Below are 19232 nucleotides of genomic sequence, written 5' to 3' on the forward strand. Positions count from 1 at the left end.
TCACATCACAAAGCGCTTTTTTCTCCTTCTACACCAATGGTAGACGGAAACGAATTCAGTCCTCAAGGGGAATCACTCGCTGAATGGGGTCTCCCTCACCGAAAAAATTGATGGCCACCTCATCTTCTTTCCAATATACTGAATAATTATACTCACTAAAATGGCCTCCATCATTGGCAAAGTCTTCATCAAATCGTTCAATGACTTGAGAACCCTCATAGAGGATTACCCTAGCATGAGCTGACCCGAATGGCCAATCGGGTGCCTCTCTCTCCTGAAAGACTACACGATACTTACCATCGGGAGAAGTTTCCTCGGCAACATTTGGCTTATTCCAGCTCATCACATAGAGAAATAGCCAAAGAAAAACCATATAACTAATGATAAACAAGACAAAAAAGACACTGAAATAGACAACATTCCGACAGACTAAGAGAATTTTTTTAAGCCATTTTAAAATCGTTTTCAATATATTCCCTCATCAAAAAACAAAAACGACATCCTCAAAAGGACGTCGTAACGTGGTTCCACCTTCATTCGTGCTTACCTAGCTTAACACTAGAAAACACCTCGAATTAGCTATATCGTAGCAACCGTTTTATGTTTTCATAAAAACAGGGAGAGGAGTATCTCATCAGGCTTTTTATGCGTTTGCAGCAACCACGCACTCTCTTGAAAAAAGTTCCTAATAGACGTGTCTCTGATTGTTATTATAGCACCTTTAGGTAAAATTTCAAGTATTTTTTCTGATTTTTCTGTGACTATCGTTTCAAGCGATAGATGAGGTGGCCGATACCATTTCCCAAAAGAGCAAAAAGGGTATAGGCGACTTGATAGAGGAAAATCCACTCTTGAAATAGCACGATTGTCAAGGGAAAGAGTAGAAAGACATAGAGCGCATAGCGAATGTGAAATCCAAACCGCACCCCATATGCAAAACTCGTTAGAAAAACAACCAGCGGAATGTAGAGCACGACAAGGTTGACATAGTGTGCTTTTTGTACCAGCTCATTCGAACTCAGATAGGGAATGAGAAATTGAAAACCGATATACATAAAGGCTATCAAACATAGAAATAAGCTATCTCTTTTTAGAATCTTCATCGCTGCACCTCCTCTTGTGTATTCGTGGCGAACGGCATTTCCCGTCTTTTTTACTCCTCAAAATAATTCCGGATAGACTTGACCTGCTCAACGGATTTTTTAACGATAGTAGCTGTTGTGTCAGACGATTTGACAAAGGCGCGCTTAGGCAAGCTAATAGCCTCTTTCAACAAGGTTTCGGCTGTGCTATCGTCATTGATATGTTCACGCCTAAAATCATAGGAAATTTTCAAGTCCAGATAGTATTCATAGACCCTACGACCAAAATTTTCAGCCGAGATGTCATACAACTTTTTCGCTAGGTGATGCGGGCTCATGTCGGGGGTCACTAAAATAGCATCCAAAACAGCATCGGCTAGCTCCGCCTCATGCTTGTACAAGGTTCCAAACATCTTGTCAGTCACGACATTTTCCAAGTAAGGATTCCACTCCGCGATGACGGGTGTGCCAGAAGCCAGACTTTCAAGATAGGTCAAGCCCTGCGTTTCACTAGTAGAGGCTGAAACGAAGAAATCCGCCGCCTTATAATAGAGAGCCGTCTCGCTCGGTGCAATCATGCCCGTCATAACGACCCGCTCCTCCAACTGCAAGTCTTTAATCTGCTGCGCCAATTCTTCAGCATAAGGTCCACCACCTGCAATAATCAGCTTAACCTTTTCATTTTCAGCGAGAATGCGCGGCATAGCCGCGATGATGGCCTGAATATTTTTTTCATAGGAAATCCGTGACAGGCTGAGCAACATGGTCTCATCTGGCTGAATGCCCAACTGCTCTCGTAGTTCTAAGATGGCCTCGCTGGTAATCTCTGGGCGGTCAAACTTGGCGAGTTCAATCCCTGTCGGAATCACCCGTTTGGAAATCAGGACATTGTATTCTGTCAGAAGATTTTCAACAATTTCGCTGGGACAAATCACCCCGTCCAAATCGTTCAAAAAGGCACGAACCAGATACTTGACCATGCTGGGACGAATCAATTTTCCCTTGGCAATATAGCGGACATAATCTTCATACTGGGTGTGGTAGGTATGCACCACGGGAATATCCAGTTCCCGCGCAATCATTTTCCCCAAAATCCCCAAGGAAAATTCTGTCTGGGTGTGGATGATGTCCAAATCATAACGCCCTGCAATTTTCAGGGCATCAGCAAATCCACGATAGGCCACCCGACGATCCTTAAAGGCAAAAAAGGGCACGCTCGGAATCCGAATAATATCCCAATCCTCATAGCGATTGACATCCTTGTCAGTCGTCGTAAAGATAAAGACGCGGTGTCCCTGCTTTTCTAGCTCGGTCTTGAGCGTCTTAATCGAGGTCGCTACGCCTGATACTTGCGGAAAATAGGTATCTGTAAATAGTCCAATTCTCATCTATAACTCCATTACTTGACGGTAGGCATCGACCAATTGATGCGATACCTTATCCATTGAGCGACTTTCTGCTACCTTGTAACCAGCCTCTCTCTTGTCCACTTGTTTATCCAAAATCTTCTGGATAGAAGCCACAAAATCATCCACCGTCCGCCCTAATTCTGCGCTAGTCTCATCGACCCAGCCCTCATAGACAGGAATATCACGGAGCACGACCTGTTGGTGACTAGCAAGAGCTTCTAGGACCACAATCCCTTCTGTCTCCTCATAGGAAGGGAAGAAAAAGGCATCTGCTCCACTCATCGCTCCCTGAAAGACAGCTCCCTTGAAATAGCCAGGAAAAGATACATTTGCTGGATGATTGCCTTCGACAATTTTACGAATATACGAAGGGATAATCCACTTGTTGACACTTCCCAGCCAAATAAAACGAACATGGGGCATGCGCTCTGCTACCTTGACAAAGTCTTCGATTCCCTTGCGGCGGAAATAAAGACCTGCACAGACCACCACAGGTTGGCCTTCTTCAATTCCAAAATGCTCGCGAAAAATAGCTTCTTTGCGAGGGTCTTTTTGATATTTCCTCAAGTCAATTCCATTTGAGACGGCAACAATCGGGGTTGTCACGCCATACCCTTGAATCAACTTCTTGGAGTATTCAGACGGCGTAATCACAAAATCAGCCTGTTGGTACATGCTGGCCAGGTATTTGCCCACTAGAGGAGCCAAGAGGTTGGAGCCGATAAAGGAATTCCGAAAATCTTCCATGGTCGAATGTCCATGCAAAATCACCTTTTTCCCACGGCGCTTGGCAGCCCGCAACAAGAGCCAACTGCGCGGTCCATACGTATTGATATGGACGACATCGTAGTCTCCTAAGAGGTCCGTGGTGTAGGGAATGCCCGCCAAATCAAGCGCCTCCATCTGATGGTGGAGTGCCCGCCCAATTCCTGATTTTTCTAAAACTGTCTTTCCTTCTAGATACAATAGTACTTTCATGCCCTTATTATACCACACAATCTATTGTTTCCATGCTCCTAAACTGTAGAGAGAATAGAAAAAGAAGCCAAGGCTCGCTTAGCTTCTCTCTTCTATTTTTTATTTCGTTGATTTACGCTCTTTAATACCGTGGTTCAAGATGACTTCACGTGTATCCAATTCTTCCTTGTGCATGATTTTTGTCAACATCCGCATGGCAATCGCACCGATGTCATACAAAGGTTGGCTCACAGAGGTCAAGTTTGGATTGGTGAATTTTGTAACCAATGAGTCGTCACTTGTGATAATCTCAAAGTCTTCTGGCACCTTGATGCCCTTGTCAACAATCCCATTTAACAAGCCTGCAGCAATTTCATCTTCTGCTACATAGGCTGCAGTTGCACCTGCATTCAAGATACGATCTGCGAGGGCATAGCCTTCTTCGTACTTGTATTTGGATTCAAAGACAAGGCCTTCGTTAAAGGTCAAGCCATTTTCTTTCAAGCCATCTTTGTAGCCTGCAAAACGGACTTTGCCATTGATGTCATCCACTAGTGGACCTGAAACAAAGGCGATTTTTTCATTGTGTTTTGCTAGCAAGTTCACCGCATCCTTGCTTGCCTTTGCATAATCGATGTTCACACTTGGCAACTGGTGCTCCAAGTCAACCGTTCCCGCAAGCACAATCGGTGTCCGTGAACGAGAAAACTCGGCACGAATCTTGTCTGTCAAGTGGTAGCCCATGAAAATAATCCCGTCCACCTGTTTTGAAAACAGGGTATTGACCACATTGATTTCTTTTTCATCGTTTTCATCGCTGTTTGCTAGGACAATATTGTACTTATACATGTCTGCGATGTCGTCAATTCCTTTAGCCAAGGTTGCAAAATAAGCATTGGCAATATTTGGAATCACAACGCCAACGGTTGTGGTTTTCTTACTTGCCAAACCACGCGCCACAGCATTTGGACGATAATCCAAGCGATCAATCACTTCCAATACTTTTTTACGCGTGTTTTCCTTCACATTCTTATTGCCATTCACCACTCGGCTGACCGTTGCCATCGAAACACCCGCTTCACGAGCAACGTCATAAATGGTTACTGTATCATCCGTATTCAACATATCGTAAATTCCTTTCAATTTCTTTTTTATGAAAATTACGCTTTCACCCTCTTTATAGTGTATCATTTTTTGAAATCCCTTTCAAGCGATATCCCACATTTTTTTGAAAAATTTTGAGAAATCAGGGAAAATGATTGCAAATCGAAAAAAGACTGGACAGATACGCGGATTTTCTGCAATAAGCTCTTGATTTTTTCTCTCTTTTCTGACACAATGAAACAAATAGAAAGAAGGTACTTTAATGAGCAAAATCACAGCTATTCGCACACAATTGCAAACAGCAGAATTGGACATGGCCGTCTTTTCAGATCCTGTTTCCATTTCCTATCTCACAGGCTTTTACAGCGACCCACACGAACGCCAAATGTTCCTCTTTGTCAGCCAAGAAGATGCACCGCTTCTCTTTGTGCCAGCCTTGGACGCAGAACGGGCGAAAAAGAGCGTCGACTTTGCGGTGGTAGGCTATGTCGACTCTGAAAATCCTTGGGAAAAAATCAAGGCAGCCCTGCCAGAGAAACACTACAAGCGCATTGGGCTTGAGTTTGACAACCTCATCCTCACCAAATACCAAGGCTTGAAAACCGTCTTTGAACAGGCTACATTTGACAATCTCACACCTATCATCAACCGCATGCGCTTGATTAAGTCCGCTGATGAAATTCAAAAAATGATGATTGCAGGAAAATGGGCAGACAAGGCTGTGCAGTTAGGTTTTGAGGCCATTTCGCTCGGCAAAACAGAAACCGACATTATCGCAGAGATTGAATTTGCCATGAAGCGCGAAGGGCTTGAAATGAGCTTTGAAACCATGGTCTTAACAGGCACTAACGCTGCTAACCCACACGGGATTCCTGGCCCTCACAAGGTCGAAAATGATGCGCTTCTCCTCTTTGATTTAGGCGTTATGGCTAACGGCTACGCCAGCGATATGACGAGAACGGTTGCGGTTGGTCAGCCTGACCAGTTCAAAAAAGACATCTACGCCCTAACCCTTGAAGCCCAGCAGGCAGCGCTTGGGATGATTAAACCTGGTGTGACAGCTCACGATGTGGACCGCGCAGCTCGTGAAGTGATTGAAAAAGCTGGCTACGGCGAGTATTTCAACCACCGCTTAGGACACGGAATCGGCATGGATGTTCATGAATTTCCATCCATCATGGAAGGAAACGACCTCGTCCTTGAAGAAGGCATGTGCTTCTCTGTGGAACCGGGTATCTATATCCCTGGCAAGGTCGGTGTCCGTATCGAAGACTGCGGTGTGGTAACCGAAAACGGCTTTGAAGTCTTTACCGACACCAGCAAGGAGTTGTTGTATTTTGGATAGAACTATATTTGAAACACTGGACTGTTCTAGACTCGGACCCGAGTTTTATATCGCGCAGGTCACCTTAGAGCAACTGAACGACGTCTTCGCCCTCTATCAGACCAATCCGCTCTATTTTCAGCATTGTCCACCAAAGCCTAGTCAGGAAAGTGTAAAAGAAGATATGACCAACTATCCAACCTCTAGTAGCCCTGATAAGAAATATTATCTCGGTTGCTGGAAGGGAAAAGAGCTAGTTGCTGTGATGGATGTGGTACTGGATTATCCGACAGACGAGACTGCCTGGATTGGCCTCTTTATGATTCATGGCCACTATCAGCAAACCGGCTTTGGCACTCAAGTATTTCACCTCTTGGAGGATTGCCTCGCAAGAGCTCATTATCATGAATTACAACTCGCCTACGTCAAAACCTACCCAGAAGCTGCCCATTTCTGGACAAAAGTTGGCTTTCAGCCAACAGGCCGCGAAGCCCAGCAAGGACCACTTTGTTTAGTAATTGCTAGGAAAACCATCTAATACTCGTCAAAAATCAAAATCTGACGTCGTTAACTCACCTTGCTGAACTGTTGGAGGTTGGGACAAAAGTACCTTACCTCATTACGTTTCATAGCTTTAACAGGTTGACGTATATATTAACAGTCCAGTGGACTGTTAATACCTGAGTTCGGAAACTAGAAAGCGAAGACAGTCAGGGAAGTGACTATTGATACCTGAGCCTAGAAATCCGAAAGCGAGGCTTGTCTCTGGGTTCAATGCTCCAGTGGAGCATTGAAGAGAACAGAAAGTTGTGAGCAACTTATCCATGACGTTGATAAATCAACATTCTATTAGAAGAGGCTAGCGAACGATTCTTCGCTAACCTTATTTCCAACCTTCCACAATTCTCAATTGTGGAAGCTAATCAGATTTTGTTTTTTATAGAGTATAAACAAAACTCCGAACGAGAACTGTCTCATTCGGAGTTTTTTCATCTTGTGTCATTCTCTCACTTAGACCAGATGACCGTTTTTCCCAGTTAAGCCTCCAAAAAGGCAAGCAATTCTTTTGAAAACTCATCGGCATATTGGAAAATAGAGCCATGACCTGCATTGGGATAGATTATCAGTTTACTTCCCTTAATTTTCTCATGCATATCATAAGAATTTTCAGTCGGAACCTGCATATCCTTGTCCCCATTGACAATCAAGGTCGGTTGCGTGATATAGCTCAAGTCATCCGCAGCAGCTTTCCCCCAGCGCTTAATGGCTTTTAGCTGTGTGAGGAAACCAGGCACCTTCATCTCCTTATCTGCATGAGCATCACTTCTCATTCCCATGCGTCCCAAGACCTTCTCTGCTTCGATGCGACCTTGTTCATCATGATTGTAGAAGATATAACGTTTCGGATCAGTCCGCTCAAGAGCTGCTCTTAGCATATAGCGAAAGGTCTTTCCAGTCACCTTATCGACTTCTTTTCCACCGCGAGGGCCTGTCCCTGCTAAAATCAAGCGATTGACCAAGTGACTATCTAGACGAACCATTTCCTGCGCAATCATCCCGCCCATCGACAGTCCAAGTAGGTTAATCCGCTCGTAACCCAAGGCCTTCACAATGGCAAGCGCCTGCTCTGCCATGCCAGGAATGGTCGCTGCAACCTTGCCTTGACTGGCGCCGACACCGGGCAAATCCAAAACAATCAAGTGTTGCTTTTCCGCAATCAAATCCAGCAATTTGGGATCCCAGTTGTCTAATGTTGCTGCCAAATGCACCAACATCACAAGTGGCAAGTCTGATGTTCCCTTGCCAAGCTCTCGGTAAGCAATCTTCTCACCAGCTACTTCTATATAGTGATTTTTCGTTGTGATATAGGACATATTTTCTCCTTAATGCTTGTCAAAACTGAGAACTGTTTTCCCACGTGAACGACCGTTGGCTACCTTATCAAGGGCTGCATTGACTTCTTCAAATGGATAAACGGTATCAATGGACGGCTTGATTTCAAGTTTCGTGAAAATATCCGCCACTTCTTGTAACTGCTGACCATTGCTTTCCACAAAGATGAAATGATAATGCACACCGTATTTCGTAGCCATCTTGTCAAACTTATGACCTGCTGCTTCAAACAAAAGTTGTTTTGCTATTGGTAACTTCATGCGTTTTGCAAAAGCACCATTTGGCATGGCACGAAGGGATACCAAGTGCCCACCTTTTTTCATAATAGACATTTGCTTTTCAGTCTCTGCCCCGCCAAGTGTGTCCAAGACATAATCGACGTCCTTGATGAGCTTGGTATAGTCTTCTGTCTTGTAGTCGATAAAGCGATCCGCCCCTAGAGCTAGAACACGCTCCGCATTGGCTCCGTCACCGTTGGTCATGACGGTTAAGCCTTTAGCTTTTGCGATAGGAATCGCCATCCCACCGACACCACCAGTACCCCCAGAAATGAAGATAGTCTTGCCTGCTTGAGCCTGCATCAAGTCAAGCGCCTGCATGATGGTTAGAGCCGTAAGAGGAACAGCGGCTGCCTCCACATCTGTCAAATACTCTGGCACCTTCGCAAGGGCCTTAGCGTCTACTGCGACATACTCGGCAAAGGCACCGATATGATCAAGCGGCAAACGCCCAAAGACGCGGTCGCCCACTGCAAATTGCTTGACGTTTGAGCCTACTTGCTCCACCACACCAACGACCTCATTTCCCGCCGTCTGTGGCAATTTATAAGGAACAATCATCTTCACCTCACCACGGCTAATCATATTATCTAGTGGATTAACCCCTGCTGCTTTGACCTTGATAAGCACTTGATGTTGGGCAATTGTTGGTTTGGCAATGTCCACCATTGTTAGTGCGATATTGTTTTTGTTATAAGTTGTATGTTGTGCTGCTTTCATGTTTTCTTCCTTTTCTTTATTTCGATGTACTTGTATCTGAATCAAGTCTATGTTTGCCTTAAGAAAATCTGACGGATTCGTCAGATACGAGCTTGCTTGGCTGCATGATAGAGATTGTCAATCACCTGCTCTAACGTTTGGTCTGCCAAGTTTTTTTCAAGTTGTTGCTCCACACTTGTAAAAATGGGGGCTACTGCTCCTTCGATATGCTGTCCAACCGGGCATTCCTGATTGGCATGTTGATGCATTTGAAAGAGACGGATGTGGTCCACTTCCTGCGTCGCATAGTAAATCTCTAGCAAAGATATTTCCTTGGGAGACTTGCTAAGCTGATAGCCCGACTTCCCTTGGTGGGAGGTAATCAGTTCAGCATTTTTCAACAGGGCAATGACTTTCCGTATGTAACTCGGATTTGTCCCAACACTTGTCGCCAAGGCTTGAGAACTTAACACTTCCTTGCTTTCGCTAATCATGGCTAGAATATGAAGGGCAACAGAAAATTTTGTATCCATAGAAGGCTCCTTTTTATTCCTGTATCTGATACAAGAACAAGTTTACCATAAAGAAATGCTCTTGACAAGACTTTTGCTCAAAAAATACTCCATTACTGTGTCCATTGTACCGACAGATAAAAAAACGCAACTCTCTTGTCACGAGAAATTGCGTTTGATCATTGGTTTGAATACTCCACAATTCAAATATTGGTTTGTATCTGACTATGGTATGGATAACTCATACCAACCTACTTTCCAAGGACTGAAATGCGTGCTTGAGGGTGAGCAGCCGCTTCTACTTCATCAACCATAGCGATGGCATAATCTGCATAACTAATCTTGCTTTCACCTGCTTCATTTACCGTAAAGACCTCGCCTGCAAGGATATAGTCACCCGTTTTTGGATAGGCTACTTCAAAGTCCGCTGCTGGACTGATATAGGTCCAGTTGACATCTTTGACATTTCGAAGAGCTGCTAAGCCCTTGCTCATGGCCTCTGCCAAGGGGAAATAGTCTGCTGGAAAATCTGGTGTCTGGTAGAGTTGAGTCGTTAGGCTCTCATCCACATACAAGCTCCCTGCTCCACCAACGACCAAGAGGCGTGTGCCACTTCCTGCTAAAATGGCGGTCAAATGCTCCAAAGAAGTCGTGTGTTGCGGAAATGTTTCGGGTGTAAATGCCCCAAAAGCACTAACCACCGCATCAAATCCTGCCAAGTCAGCTGCTTCCAAGGCAAATAAATCTTTTTGCAAGACTTCTTGCGCCTGCGATTGATTGCTGGAGCGGACAATGGCTGTCACCTCATGCCCACGCGCCACCGCTTCTGCTACAATCGCTTGTCCTGCCTGTCCATTTGCACCAATTACTGCTAGTTTCATTTGTTTTCTCCAATCGTTGTAATTATTTTTGTTACAACATAATTCTATCACCTATTTGTTGTAATGTCAATCGTTACAACTCGGATTTAAAAATGACCCTCTGAACAAAAAAAGACTAGCTCAACCAGTCCTTTCTATATAGCAATCACTACACCTCATCTTTCTCATCCTGTTTTGACTTAGCAATGAGGCTAGCAATGATGATGCCAAGTAGCATACCAAACGCCGGTCCCATTGCAAGGCCAATTGGAAGATTATCTATCAAACTACCGATAACAAAGCCTAGAGAGACCCCAAAAGACGAACCAAGGATGATTCCGATAGCTAGGTGGTTATCATTTTTCTCTTTTTTCATATTCTTTCTCCTTCTACATGACTTTTTTCTTGCGCTTCACGGACTAAGTCAGCCAGTGTTGTTTGTTGAAGTTGATGTTCTAAGGCTTTTTGAGCTTCCTCCAAGCGACCATCTAAGACAGCATGGATATTTCGTCCGACATTGCAATCGGGATTGGGATTGTCATGAAAACCAAAGAGCTGACCCGATTTTCCCAAACTATCGACTGCTTCATAGACATCATAGAGGCTAATCTGATCAAATGGCTGGACAATCTTTGCTCCTCCCGTCCCCCTAGCAACCGCGACTAGCTTTGCTGCCTTAAGCTGAGACAGGACATTACGAATAATCACAGGATTGACCCCTACGCTACCTGCTAAATAGTCGCTCGTCACCTTGGTCGCCTCTCCCTCAAGACCCAAGACCACCAAGATATGGGTTGCAATGGTAAAACGGCTTGAAATCTGCATGTCATCCTCCTTTTTCTTTAGTATAACGAATTTCCATTGTAACATCAACCCTTAGAACCTGTATTCACAGCTTAGCAACTCTAATTAGGAACTTATGAATACAGGTTCTTACGTCAATCATTTTTTCATTCTTATCTCCAAATCCATGTTACAAAACCTTACACAAAACTCTTTTTCTCATTGACGAATCCAGTTAGCAGCTGTATAATAATTGTCAAAATTGGAAAAATATACGGAGGTATTGAGATGAAAAAGACCAGTAAATCGTCGTTCAATCATCGTGAATTTAGCTACTACAGTATCCGATATGCAGTAGAGCAAGAAGGCAAGGATATCACACACCTTCCCTATACAATCCGTATCTTAATTGAAAGTTTAGTCAGGAACTATGACGAAGAAGATGTTACAAAACATCACATTTCAAACCTAATCAATTATGATGCACAAGCTCCTCGTGGTGAAGTTCCTTTCAAACCAAGCCGCGTGATTCTCCAAGATTTTACTGGTGTTCCTGTTGTGGTCGACCTTGCTTCTATGCGTGAAGCAATGATTGCTCACGGTGGAAATCCTGATTTGATTAACCCTGAAATTCCAGTCGACTTGGTCATTGACCACAGTGTACAGGTAGATGCCTACGGCTGCGATACAGCCTTGGAAGAGAATGTTACATTAGAATTTGAGCGAAATAATGAACGCTATGAATTTCTCAAATGGGCTGAAAACTCCTTTGACAATTACCGTGCTGTTCCCCCTGCAACTGGGATTATTCATCAGGTCAATATTGAGTTTTTGAGCGATGTCATCATCGAAAAAGAAGGGCTACTCTATCCTGATTCCATGTTTGGAACAGACAGTCATACCACTATGATCAACGGAATTGGGGTCCTTGGTTGGGGTGTGGGCGGTATTGAAGCAGAAGCTGCCATGCTGGGAGAGGCTTCTTATTTCCCTGTACCAGAAGTCATCGGCGTGCGTTTCACAGGTCAGCTCCCCAAGATTGCAACGGCAACCGATTTGGCGCTCACCGTCACACAAGTCTTGCGCAAGGAGCAGGTGGTTGGGAAATTCGTCGAATACATAGGTCCAGGGCTTGCTCATTTGAGCTTAGCAGACCGCGCAACCATTGCCAATATGGCGCCTGAATACGGTGCAACCTGCGGTTACTTCCCTATTGATCAGGAAACCTTAAACTACATGCGCCTGACCAATCGAGACGAAGACCACATTGGCCTCACCGAACACTATGCCAAACTCAACGACCTCTTCTACAATCCAGATATCGAGCCTCGCTACAGCAAGGTTATCGAGATTGACTTATCCAGTATCCGTCCCAGTATCGCAGGTCCAAAACGACCGCAAGATTTGATTGATTTAGCAGATGCCAAGTCCACCTTTGAAGCAAGTATCAGTCGAGAAGCAGGGACACAGGGATTTGGTTTGACCCCAGAAGAACTGGACAAAACCGCTACCGTTATGATTGATGGGCAGGCTTTCCCAATCAAAACAGGGCATGTGGCAATCGCTGCGATTACCTCTTGCACCAACACCTCCAATCCCTACGTCCTCATGGCTGCAGGACTTCTTGCCCGTAATGCAGTCGAAAAAGGGTTGAGGGTTGCGCCAACCGTCAAAACATCGCTCGCTCCAGGTTCCAAGGTCGTCTCTGCCTATCTGAAAGCGTCAGGCCTCCAAGACTACCTAGACAATCTGGGCTTTCAAGTTGTGGGCTACGGCTGCACCACCTGTATCGGAAACTCCGGAAATCTCCGTCCCGAAGTGGCACAAGCCATTGCAGACAAGGACCTACTCGCTTCTGCTGTCCTCTCTGGCAATCGAAATTTTGAAGGACGCATCAATCCCCTTGTCAAAGCCAATTTCCTCGCTAGCCCACCGCTCGTGGTCGCCTACGCTCTCGCAGGAACGACTACCATTGACCTAACCCGTGACCCACTAGGACTTGACGCTGACAATCAGCCTGTTTATCTGGAGGATATCATGCCCAAAAGACAGGAAATCGAAGCCTACGTTGACCAGTATGTCACCCGTGACCTCTTTCAAAAAGAGTACGAACACGTCTTTTCAGATAGCCAGAAGTGGAACCAGATTCCTGTCACCAAAAGCCAGAACTACCACTGGAATGCTCAATCCACCTACATTCAAAATCCGCCCTATTTTGACCAGTTAGATGACGACTTAGCGATTCGCCCTCTGCTCAACCTTCAGCCTCTTGCAAAATTCGGTGATAGTGTCACGACAGACCACATTTCACCAGCTGGAAATATTGCTCGCATCAGCCCTGCCGCCCGCTATTTAAGCGAACACGGCGTGGACTATATGGACTTTAATTCCTACGGCAGCCGCAGGGGCAATCATGAGGTCATGATGCGCGGCACCTTTGCCAATATCCGTATCAAAAATGAATTGGCAAACGGCAGAGTAGGTGGTTATACTTCCTATAAAGGAGAAATCATCCCGATTTACGATGCAGCCATGGCCTATCAGGCAGAAAAAGTCGGCACCTTGATCATCGCTGGAAAAGATTATGGTATGGGCTCAAGCCGTGACTGGGCTGCAAAAGGTTCTGCCCTGCTCGGTGTCAAGGCAGTCTTAGCTGAAAGTTTTGAGCGCATCCACCGCTCTAACCTCGTCATGATGGGGATTGCGCCACTCCAGTTTTTAGAAGGACAGACAGCAGATAGTCTTGGTTTGACTGGTTTGGAACGCTATGATATTCATCTTCCTGAAACGCCCACTATTCAAGAAGTCGTGGACATTGTCGCACACGGAGAGAAAGGGGACATCGCCTTTCAAGCCTTGTTGCGCTTTGATGCAGTTGCAGATATTCGCTACTACCAAAACGGCGGCATTCTCCCCATGGTCGTCCGCAAGAAACTGGCTGCATCTCATCCCTAGATAGAAAGGAAAGCCTATGGTAGAAGAAAATGGATTAAAGGATTTAATTGCTTGTCATACCCGCATCAGCTCGATTGTCGATGACCATCTGGCCTATGCAGGCTATGATATCGCAGAATTGATGAACAATCAGGCTACGTTTGAAGAGACCATTTTTCTCCTTTGGAACTTGCGGCTGCCATCTGCAAGAGAATACCAAAACTTCACAGACGAATTGCGGGCTAACTATGACATCAGCGATGCCGTCGAACAATGTATCCTCATTCAGTCGCGCAAGCACCTCCACCCCATGAGTGTCCTGCGCTCCACCGTCAGCCTCTTAGGTGTCTACAATGTCAATGCAGAAGAACAGTCGTTTGAGGCCACCTACGAGCAGTCGATTCAGTTAATGGCAAAGATTCCTACGATTATTGCCACCTTTGCTCGCTTGCGAAATGGACAGACACCAATTGCACCGCGCAAGGATTTAGGTTTTGCAGAAAATTTCCTCTATATGTTGACAGGAAAAACCCCTTCTGCACTTGAAATCGAAGCCCTCAACAAGGCCTTGATTTTACATGCCGATCACGAACTCAATGCTTCCACCTTTGCAGCCCGTGTCTGCGCTTCAACCCTGTCTGATATTTATTCCTGCGTTACGACCGCTATCGGTACCTTGAAAGGCCCGCTCCACGGTGGAGCCAATGAACGTGTCTTTGATATGTTGCAGGAAATCCGTGAACACGGTGATACTAAATCCTATCTCCAACAAAAATTGGATTCGCAGGAAAAAATCATGGGCTTTGGCCACCGCGTCTACAAGAGACAAGACCCTAGAGAAAGCTACCTCCGCCAAATGGCAAAAGAATTGACCCTCGGCACAGAAAATGAAATCTGGTACCACCTCTCACGGGAAATCGAAGAATACATGAAACACAGCAAGGGCTTGATTCCAAATGTGGATTTCTATTCGGCAACGGTCTACCATGTCCTTGGTATTGATAGTTCCATCTTTACACTGATTTTTGCCATGAGTCGGGTCGCTGGTTGGATTGCCCATATTCAGGAACAACAGCGTTTTAATAAACTGATGCGCCCTCGTTCCCACTATCTCGGACCCGAAAAACTGACCTATGTCCCCCTAGAAAGGAGAGCCCATGCCTGATTTTATTTCCCTAAAAAATGGCAAACTCATCGTGCCTGACCACCCTATTATCCCTTATATCGAAGGTGACGGAGTTGGACAAGACATCTGGTCCCAAGCACAAGTTGTCTTTGATTATGCAGTCGAAAAAGCCTATCAAGGACGCAGAAAAGTAAAATGGCTAGAAGTCTTGGCTGGTAAAAAAGCCTATGATACAACAGGACAGTGGCTACCAGAAGAAACCATGACACGCATTAAAGACCATCTCGTTGCCATCAAAGGACCACTTGAGACCCCTGTCGGTGGTGGCATCCGCTCGCTCAATGTCGCCCTACGTCAAGAACTGGATCTCTATGCCTGCCTGCGACCGATTCGCTATTTTAAGGGAATCGATAGCCCCCTCAAAGACCCGGAAAAGACCAATATCACCGTCTTTAGGGAAAATACCGAGGACATCTATGCAGGGATTGAATGGGAGGCTAAGACGGCAGACGTCAAACGCGTAATTGAGTTTCTTCAAACTGACATGAAGGTAGACAAGATTCGCTTCCCAGCCACCAGCAGCATCGGTATCAAACCGATTTCAATCGAAGGAAGCGAACGGATTGTGCGTGCTGCGATTGAATACGCCTTGAAACATAAGCTCTCTCACGTCACCCTCGTCCACAAGGGAAATATCCAGAAGTTTACCGAAGGTGGCTTTCGCAAATGGGGCTACGAACTAGCCCAGCGCGAATACGGGGCATACTTGGAAAGTGGACAACTGCAAATCAACGACATCATCGCAGATAATTTCTTCCAGCAGGCCCTGCTCCACCCTGAAAACTTTGATGTGGTCGTCCTGACCAACCTCAATGGTGATTATGCAAGCGACGCCCTTGCCGCTCAAGTAGGTGGCATCGGCATCTCACCCGGCGCCAATATCAATTACCAGACAGGACACGCGATTTTTGAAGCTACTCATGGCACCGCGCCAGATATTGCAGGCCAAGACAAGGCAAACCCTTGCTCCATCCTTCTTTCTGGTGCCATGCTCTTTGCCTATATCGGCTGGCAGGAGGTGGCCGACCGTATTCAAGGAGCGATTGAAAAAGCCTTAGAAAACCAAGAAATGACCGCTGACTTAGCACAAGCCTCTAAGGTAAAAGCCCTTAGCACCAGCCAGTTTGCTAAGCGTTTAATTACCTATCTATAGATGACAAATTCTTCTATAGTCTTTTGAATGAACGTTGATACACCGTCACTTTCGACTTGCTGTACTCCAGTACTATCCGCATCTCAGTTCCTTGTCTAAAAGTTCATTCAGTTGACTATAATACTCCTCCCCAAAAAATCTAGCCAAAGACTAGATTTTTTCTTCTATGTAAGGACTATTCTTCAATCGTAAACCAATCGCCCATGGCTTGGATAGTTGTCCACATTTTAGGTGGCAATTGCAATTCATCGACATGTGCCTTTGAAATGCTGAGCTTGACAGGACTGTTGGTTGCGATTTTTTCGACAAAGTCTGGGTCTGTCACCAAGGTATGCCCAATCCCAACCAAGTCCGCACCTTCTGCTAGCGCTTGTTCAATGGCAGCTTTGGACTGGATAGCCCCTGTGGTCATTAAGGTGAGCTTGCCTGCCACTTTTTCAGCAAAAAGGGAGACATAGGTCTTATCAAAGCCATCAGGTTTTGACGTACCCGCCTCGACCAAGGACAGATGGAGATAATCGACCCCTGCTTCTGCTAAGCGTTCGGCTAAGACCAAAGTATCGGCTACCTTCAAGCCGGCCTCCATCGGCTCATCTGGTGATAAGCGATAACCCAAGATAAATTCAACATTCCCAGATTGTTTAATCGTTTGGCGAATTTCCTTGACAAGCTCAAGCGCAAAGCGCATGCGATTTTCTAAAGAGCCACCCCAGCGGTCGTTCCGCTTGTTAAAGTAAGGCGACAGGAAATTTTGAATCAAGAAACCATGTGCGCCATGAATTTCCACTCCGTCAAATCCTGCTTCAATGGCGCGTCTGGTTGCCTGTCCAAAGGCTTTGATGACCTCTACAATCTCACTATCTGTCAATTCCCGCGGAATTAAGCTATCGACAAAGGCAGTTTTAGGCGTTTCCACAGGGCTACTGCTGACCACATCATCAGTCAAAAATGGCAAGGCCTTATTTCCTGCATGATTGATTTGAAGAATAGCCTTGGCACCATTTGCCTTTATTGTCTTTGCAAGAGCCCTCAAGCCCGGTAGAAAGTCATCGCTATCTACGGAAAATTCATTGGTAAAGCCAATGCCGTTTGACTGAACATGGGCACAACCAGTAATCACCAAGCCTACCCCAGCATTTCTAAGACCATAATAAGCTAACTCTTCCTCTGATACACTATAATCATCCTGACTCGCCCATGTCGTCATCGGCGCCATGACCAAACGATTTTTTAAAGTAGTATGCTTTAACGTTACTGATTCAAACATAGTTATTCCTCATTTCTATTTATCTGACAACGTGTCAACAAAATAGAGTTTATCATATAACAAACACCGTGTCAACTATATCTTTACATTTTTTATAAAAAAAGGTATAATTTGTGAAGGGAAGGAGATAACGCATGGGAAAACAACGAGCCCGCAATCCCAAAGAGATTGCCCAGCGCAAAGAAGCTATTTTGCAGGAAACCGAACGCATTTTCTTGGAACAGCGCTATGAAGACATCACCCTCGTCAGCATTGCCAAGGATTTGCAGATTTCAAGACCCTCGCTTTATAACTACTTTACCTCCAAGGAAGAGATTTTTTTGGCACTCCTTAAAGGCGAGTATCTACTGTGCCAAGCAAGTCTCAAACAGGCTGCGCAAGGACAGCTGACAACCGAAGCATTTATCAGCTTGTTGGTCACTAACATTTTCGACCGCCCGCTTTTTGTCAAATTGCTGTCGCTACATGCCGCGGCCATGGAAGAAAAATTAGGCTATGAACGCATGTACCAGTTCAAAACAGACACACAAGACTTTTTTCATACTCTAGAAAGATGCATCCAAGAACAATTCCCCAAGACTTCTGAAGCAGCCTGCACCCAATTTATGATTCAATTTCACTTGCTGATGACAACTGCCTACCAATATAGCTCAATTCCTGCCGACCAAGCAAAGGTCATGCAAGAACTCAACATCTTTGGGACTACTCCTCTCCTTGATCCTAGAGAATTTTATAAGCAGACCCTGTTACAACTCTGCCAATCCTTAGAAGCATAAACGAAAAATGCCTTTTGGGGCATTTTTATAATTTTTCCGAAAAACACTTGACATTGCCGTAACGTTAATTTGTATAATGGGAGTGTGAGTGAGAAAGGAGCGTCGTTCTCATTCCTTCTCTTGCAAGATGATGAAAAAAGGAAGACAAACATGCTTTATTCGATTCGCCAATTGGCAAACCTATCCGGTGTCAGCACCCGCACCCTGCGCTATTACGAAGAGGTGGGATTACTCCTACCAGCCCATAAAAATGACAGTGGCTACCGCTTCTATGGTGAGCAGGAAGTAGACACCCTTCAACAGATTCTCTTTTACAAGGAGCGGGGATTTGAGCTCAAGCAAATCAAGGAACTCCTAAGCCAGACAAACCTTGATACACTGACCCGCTTAGAAGAGCATTTGGCGGACCTACACGCCAAAAAGGAAAAAATCGAAACCATGATTGAAAACCTGACGCGTACGATTCAAGCACAGAAAGGACACATTACCATGACAACAGAAGAAAAATTCCAAGCCTTTAAGGAAACACTCATTCAGGAAAACGAAGCAACATACGGAAAAGAAGTCCGTGAAAAATATGGAGATGAAACAATGAACCAAGCCAATCAACATTTTGCCAATATGAGCGAGGAAAGCTACCAAGACTGGCAAGCCTTGGATCAAAGGATTAAAACCTTGCTTCATCAAGCAGTGACAGAAAACTGGCAACCAACAGACGATAAGAGCAAAGAAATCGTCCAACTCCACAAAGACTGGCTCCAAATCGTAGATAAGCACTATGCTGTCGAAAAACACATCGGCATCGCCCAGCTCTACACGGCTGACGAGCGCTTTACCGCAACCTATGATGAAAAGATTGATGGTTGCGCAGCCTTTCTAACCGCAAGCATTGAGCACTGGGCGGGTTTGATTGACTAATCAACTCATCCGTTTATGCAATGGCATGCTTAGCGCATCAAAAATCAATGTTTCGATGCCAAGGAAAGGCCTTCCTCAACGAGAAATCCTAATCACA

19 protein-coding genes are annotated in these 19232 nt (G+C 45.2%); 7 read left to right on the forward strand and 12 right to left on the reverse strand.

The features are described from left to right. Nucleotides 1-55 precede the first annotated feature (55 nt). From BU202_RS03680 to ccpA, 5 genes are all read right to left on the reverse strand, one after another. Nucleotides 56-469, reverse strand: coding sequence for a hypothetical protein (locus BU202_RS03680; protein WP_075104458.1), 414 nt, complete (start codon nt 467-469; stop codon nt 56-58). A 292-nt stretch (nt 470-761) separates the two neighbouring features. Beyond that, nucleotides 762-1103, reverse strand: a complete 342-nt coding sequence (locus tag BU202_RS03685; RefSeq protein WP_075104459.1) for a hypothetical protein — start codon at nt 1101-1103, stop codon at nt 762-764. 50 nt (nt 1104-1153) lie between these two features. After that, entirely contained in the window at nt 1154-2470 is a 1317-nt protein-coding gene (locus BU202_RS03690) for a glycosyltransferase family 4 protein (protein WP_075104460.1), read from the reverse strand. After that, entirely contained in the window at nt 2471-3469 is a 999-nt protein-coding gene (locus tag BU202_RS03695; RefSeq protein ID WP_075104461.1) for an LTA glycolipid anchor biosynthesis glycosyltransferase, IagA/BgsA family, read from the reverse strand. A 99-nt stretch (nt 3470-3568) separates the two neighbouring features. Next, the gene (ccpA, locus tag BU202_RS03700) at nt 3569-4570 is read right to left on the reverse strand and encodes a catabolite control protein A (protein ID WP_075104667.1); all 1002 of its coding nucleotides are present in this window, start codon (nt 4568-4570) and stop codon (nt 3569-3571) included. A gap of 244 nt (nt 4571-4814) precedes the next feature. On the opposite strand from ccpA, the gene BU202_RS03705 reads away from it, so the two are divergent. Both BU202_RS03705 and BU202_RS03710 read left to right on the forward strand, forming a co-directional pair. Further along, nucleotides 4815-5897, forward strand: coding sequence for a M24 family metallopeptidase (locus tag BU202_RS03705; RefSeq protein ID WP_075104462.1), 1083 nt, complete (start codon nt 4815-4817; stop codon nt 5895-5897). After that, nucleotides 5890-6414: a GNAT family N-acetyltransferase gene (locus BU202_RS03710; protein ID WP_083605752.1), complete on the forward strand. Its 525-nt coding sequence runs from the start codon at nt 5890-5892 to the stop codon at nt 6412-6414. The genes BU202_RS03705 and BU202_RS03710 overlap by 8 nt, the downstream gene beginning before the upstream one ends. 499 nt (nt 6415-6913) lie before the next feature. Here the strand turns inward: BU202_RS03710 and BU202_RS03715 are convergent, their stop codons facing one another. The 6 genes from BU202_RS03715 to BU202_RS03740 all read right to left on the reverse strand — a co-directional run bounded on the left by BU202_RS03715 (nt 6914) and on the right by BU202_RS03740 (nt 10943). Then, nucleotides 6914-7750, reverse strand: a complete 837-nt coding sequence (locus BU202_RS03715) for an alpha/beta fold hydrolase (RefSeq protein WP_075104463.1) — start codon at nt 7748-7750, stop codon at nt 6914-6916. Between the two features lie 9 nt (nt 7751-7759). Further along, complete coding sequence (locus tag BU202_RS03720) at nt 7760-8767, reverse strand: NADP-dependent oxidoreductase (protein ID WP_075104464.1); 1008 nt, start codon at nt 8765-8767, stop codon at nt 7760-7762. 80 nt (nt 8768-8847) lie between these two features. Next, complete coding sequence (locus BU202_RS03725) at nt 8848-9279, reverse strand: Rrf2 family transcriptional regulator (protein WP_075104465.1); 432 nt, start codon at nt 9277-9279, stop codon at nt 8848-8850. Between the two features lie 230 nt (nt 9280-9509). Continuing rightward, the gene (locus BU202_RS03730; RefSeq protein WP_075104466.1) at nt 9510-10139 is read right to left on the reverse strand and encodes an NAD(P)-dependent oxidoreductase; all 630 of its coding nucleotides are present in this window, start codon (nt 10137-10139) and stop codon (nt 9510-9512) included. 148 nt (nt 10140-10287) lie between these two features. Further along, nucleotides 10288-10494 carry a hypothetical protein gene (locus BU202_RS03735; RefSeq protein ID WP_075104467.1) on the reverse strand — a complete coding sequence of 69 codons (207 nt, stop codon included), beginning with the start codon at nt 10492-10494 and terminating at the stop codon, nt 10288-10290. Further along, nucleotides 10491-10943 (reverse strand): Rrf2 family transcriptional regulator, encoded by a 453-nt coding sequence (locus BU202_RS03740; protein WP_075104468.1) that lies wholly within the window; start codon nt 10941-10943, stop codon nt 10491-10493. The genes BU202_RS03735 and BU202_RS03740 overlap by 4 nt, the downstream gene beginning before the upstream one ends. Before the next feature lie 246 nt (nt 10944-11189). Here BU202_RS03740 and acnA point away from each other — a divergent pair, with 246 nt between their 5' ends. Genes acnA through icd form a run of 3 tightly spaced genes read left to right on the forward strand, consistent with a single transcriptional unit; the run spans nt 11190 to nt 16174 of the window. Further along, entirely contained in the window at nt 11190-13856 is a 2667-nt protein-coding gene (gene acnA, locus BU202_RS03745) for an aconitate hydratase AcnA (RefSeq protein WP_075104469.1), read from the forward strand. Nucleotides 13857-13872: 16 nt separating this feature from the next. Further along, nucleotides 13873-15000: a citrate synthase gene (locus BU202_RS03750; protein ID WP_075104470.1), complete on the forward strand. Its 1128-nt coding sequence runs from the start codon at nt 13873-13875 to the stop codon at nt 14998-15000. Further along, nucleotides 14993-16174, forward strand: coding sequence for an NADP-dependent isocitrate dehydrogenase (gene icd, locus BU202_RS03755; RefSeq protein WP_075104471.1), 1182 nt, complete (start codon nt 14993-14995; stop codon nt 16172-16174). The genes BU202_RS03750 and icd overlap by 8 nt, the downstream gene beginning before the upstream one ends. 175 nt (nt 16175-16349) lie before the next feature. On the opposite strand, the gene BU202_RS03760 is transcribed toward icd, so the two are convergent. Continuing rightward, nucleotides 16350-17441 carry an NADH-dependent flavin oxidoreductase gene (locus BU202_RS03760; protein ID WP_075104472.1) on the reverse strand — a complete coding sequence of 364 codons (1092 nt, stop codon included), beginning with the start codon at nt 17439-17441 and terminating at the stop codon, nt 16350-16352. 134 nt (nt 17442-17575) lie between these two features. Between BU202_RS03760 and BU202_RS03765 the strand changes: the two genes are divergently transcribed. After that, a complete protein-coding gene (locus BU202_RS03765) occupies nt 17576-18217 on the forward strand; it encodes a TetR/AcrR family transcriptional regulator (RefSeq protein WP_075104473.1) in 642 nt (213 codons plus the stop codon). Between the two features lie 150 nt (nt 18218-18367). Next, complete coding sequence (locus BU202_RS03770) at nt 18368-19135, forward strand: MerR family transcriptional regulator (protein WP_075104474.1); 768 nt, start codon at nt 18368-18370, stop codon at nt 19133-19135. Nucleotides 19136-19232 lie beyond the last annotated feature (97 nt).

Origin of the sequence: Streptococcus cuniculi (genome assembly GCF_001921845.1) — a bacterium.
GTDB classification, from domain to species: Bacteria; Bacillota; Bacilli; order Lactobacillales; family Streptococcaceae; genus Streptococcus; species Streptococcus cuniculi.

Excerpts from the sequence above, each read along its gene's own strand:
- BU202_RS03685 (WP_075104459.1), bottom strand. The coding sequence starts at position 1,103 with ATGAAGATTCTAAAAAGAGATAGCTTATTTCTATGTTTGATAGCCTTT.
- BU202_RS03690 (WP_075104460.1), bottom strand. The coding sequence starts at position 2,470 with ATGAGAATTGGACTATTTACAGATACCTATTTTCCGCAAGTATCAGGC.
- BU202_RS03695 (WP_075104461.1), bottom strand. The coding sequence starts at position 3,469 with ATGAAAGTACTATTGTATCTAGAAGGAAAGACAGTTTTAGAAAAATCA.
- BU202_RS03705 (WP_075104462.1), top strand. The coding sequence starts at position 4,815 with ATGAGCAAAATCACAGCTATTCGCACACAATTGCAAACAGCAGAATTG.
- BU202_RS03715 (WP_075104463.1), bottom strand. The coding sequence starts at position 7,750 with ATGTCCTATATCACAACGAAAAATCACTATATAGAAGTAGCTGGTGAG.
- BU202_RS03720 (WP_075104464.1), bottom strand. The coding sequence starts at position 8,767 with ATGAAAGCAGCACAACATACAACTTATAACAAAAACAATATCGCACTA.
- BU202_RS03725 (WP_075104465.1), bottom strand. The coding sequence starts at position 9,279 with ATGGATACAAAATTTTCTGTTGCCCTTCATATTCTAGCCATGATTAGC.
- BU202_RS03730 (WP_075104466.1), bottom strand. The coding sequence starts at position 10,139 with ATGAAACTAGCAGTAATTGGTGCAAATGGACAGGCAGGACAAGCGATT.
- BU202_RS03735 (WP_075104467.1), bottom strand. The coding sequence starts at position 10,494 with ATGAAAAAAGAGAAAAATGATAACCACCTAGCTATCGGAATCATCCTT.
- BU202_RS03740 (WP_075104468.1), bottom strand. The coding sequence starts at position 10,943 with ATGCAGATTTCAAGCCGTTTTACCATTGCAACCCATATCTTGGTGGTC.
- acnA (WP_075104469.1), top strand. The coding sequence starts at position 11,190 with ATGAAAAAGACCAGTAAATCGTCGTTCAATCATCGTGAATTTAGCTAC.
- BU202_RS03750 (WP_075104470.1), top strand. The coding sequence starts at position 13,873 with ATGGTAGAAGAAAATGGATTAAAGGATTTAATTGCTTGTCATACCCGC.
- icd (WP_075104471.1), top strand. The coding sequence starts at position 14,993 with ATGCCTGATTTTATTTCCCTAAAAAATGGCAAACTCATCGTGCCTGAC.
- BU202_RS03760 (WP_075104472.1), bottom strand. The coding sequence starts at position 17,441 with ATGTTTGAATCAGTAACGTTAAAGCATACTACTTTAAAAAATCGTTTG.
- BU202_RS03765 (WP_075104473.1), top strand. The coding sequence starts at position 17,576 with ATGGGAAAACAACGAGCCCGCAATCCCAAAGAGATTGCCCAGCGCAAA.
- BU202_RS03770 (WP_075104474.1), top strand. The coding sequence starts at position 18,368 with ATGCTTTATTCGATTCGCCAATTGGCAAACCTATCCGGTGTCAGCACC.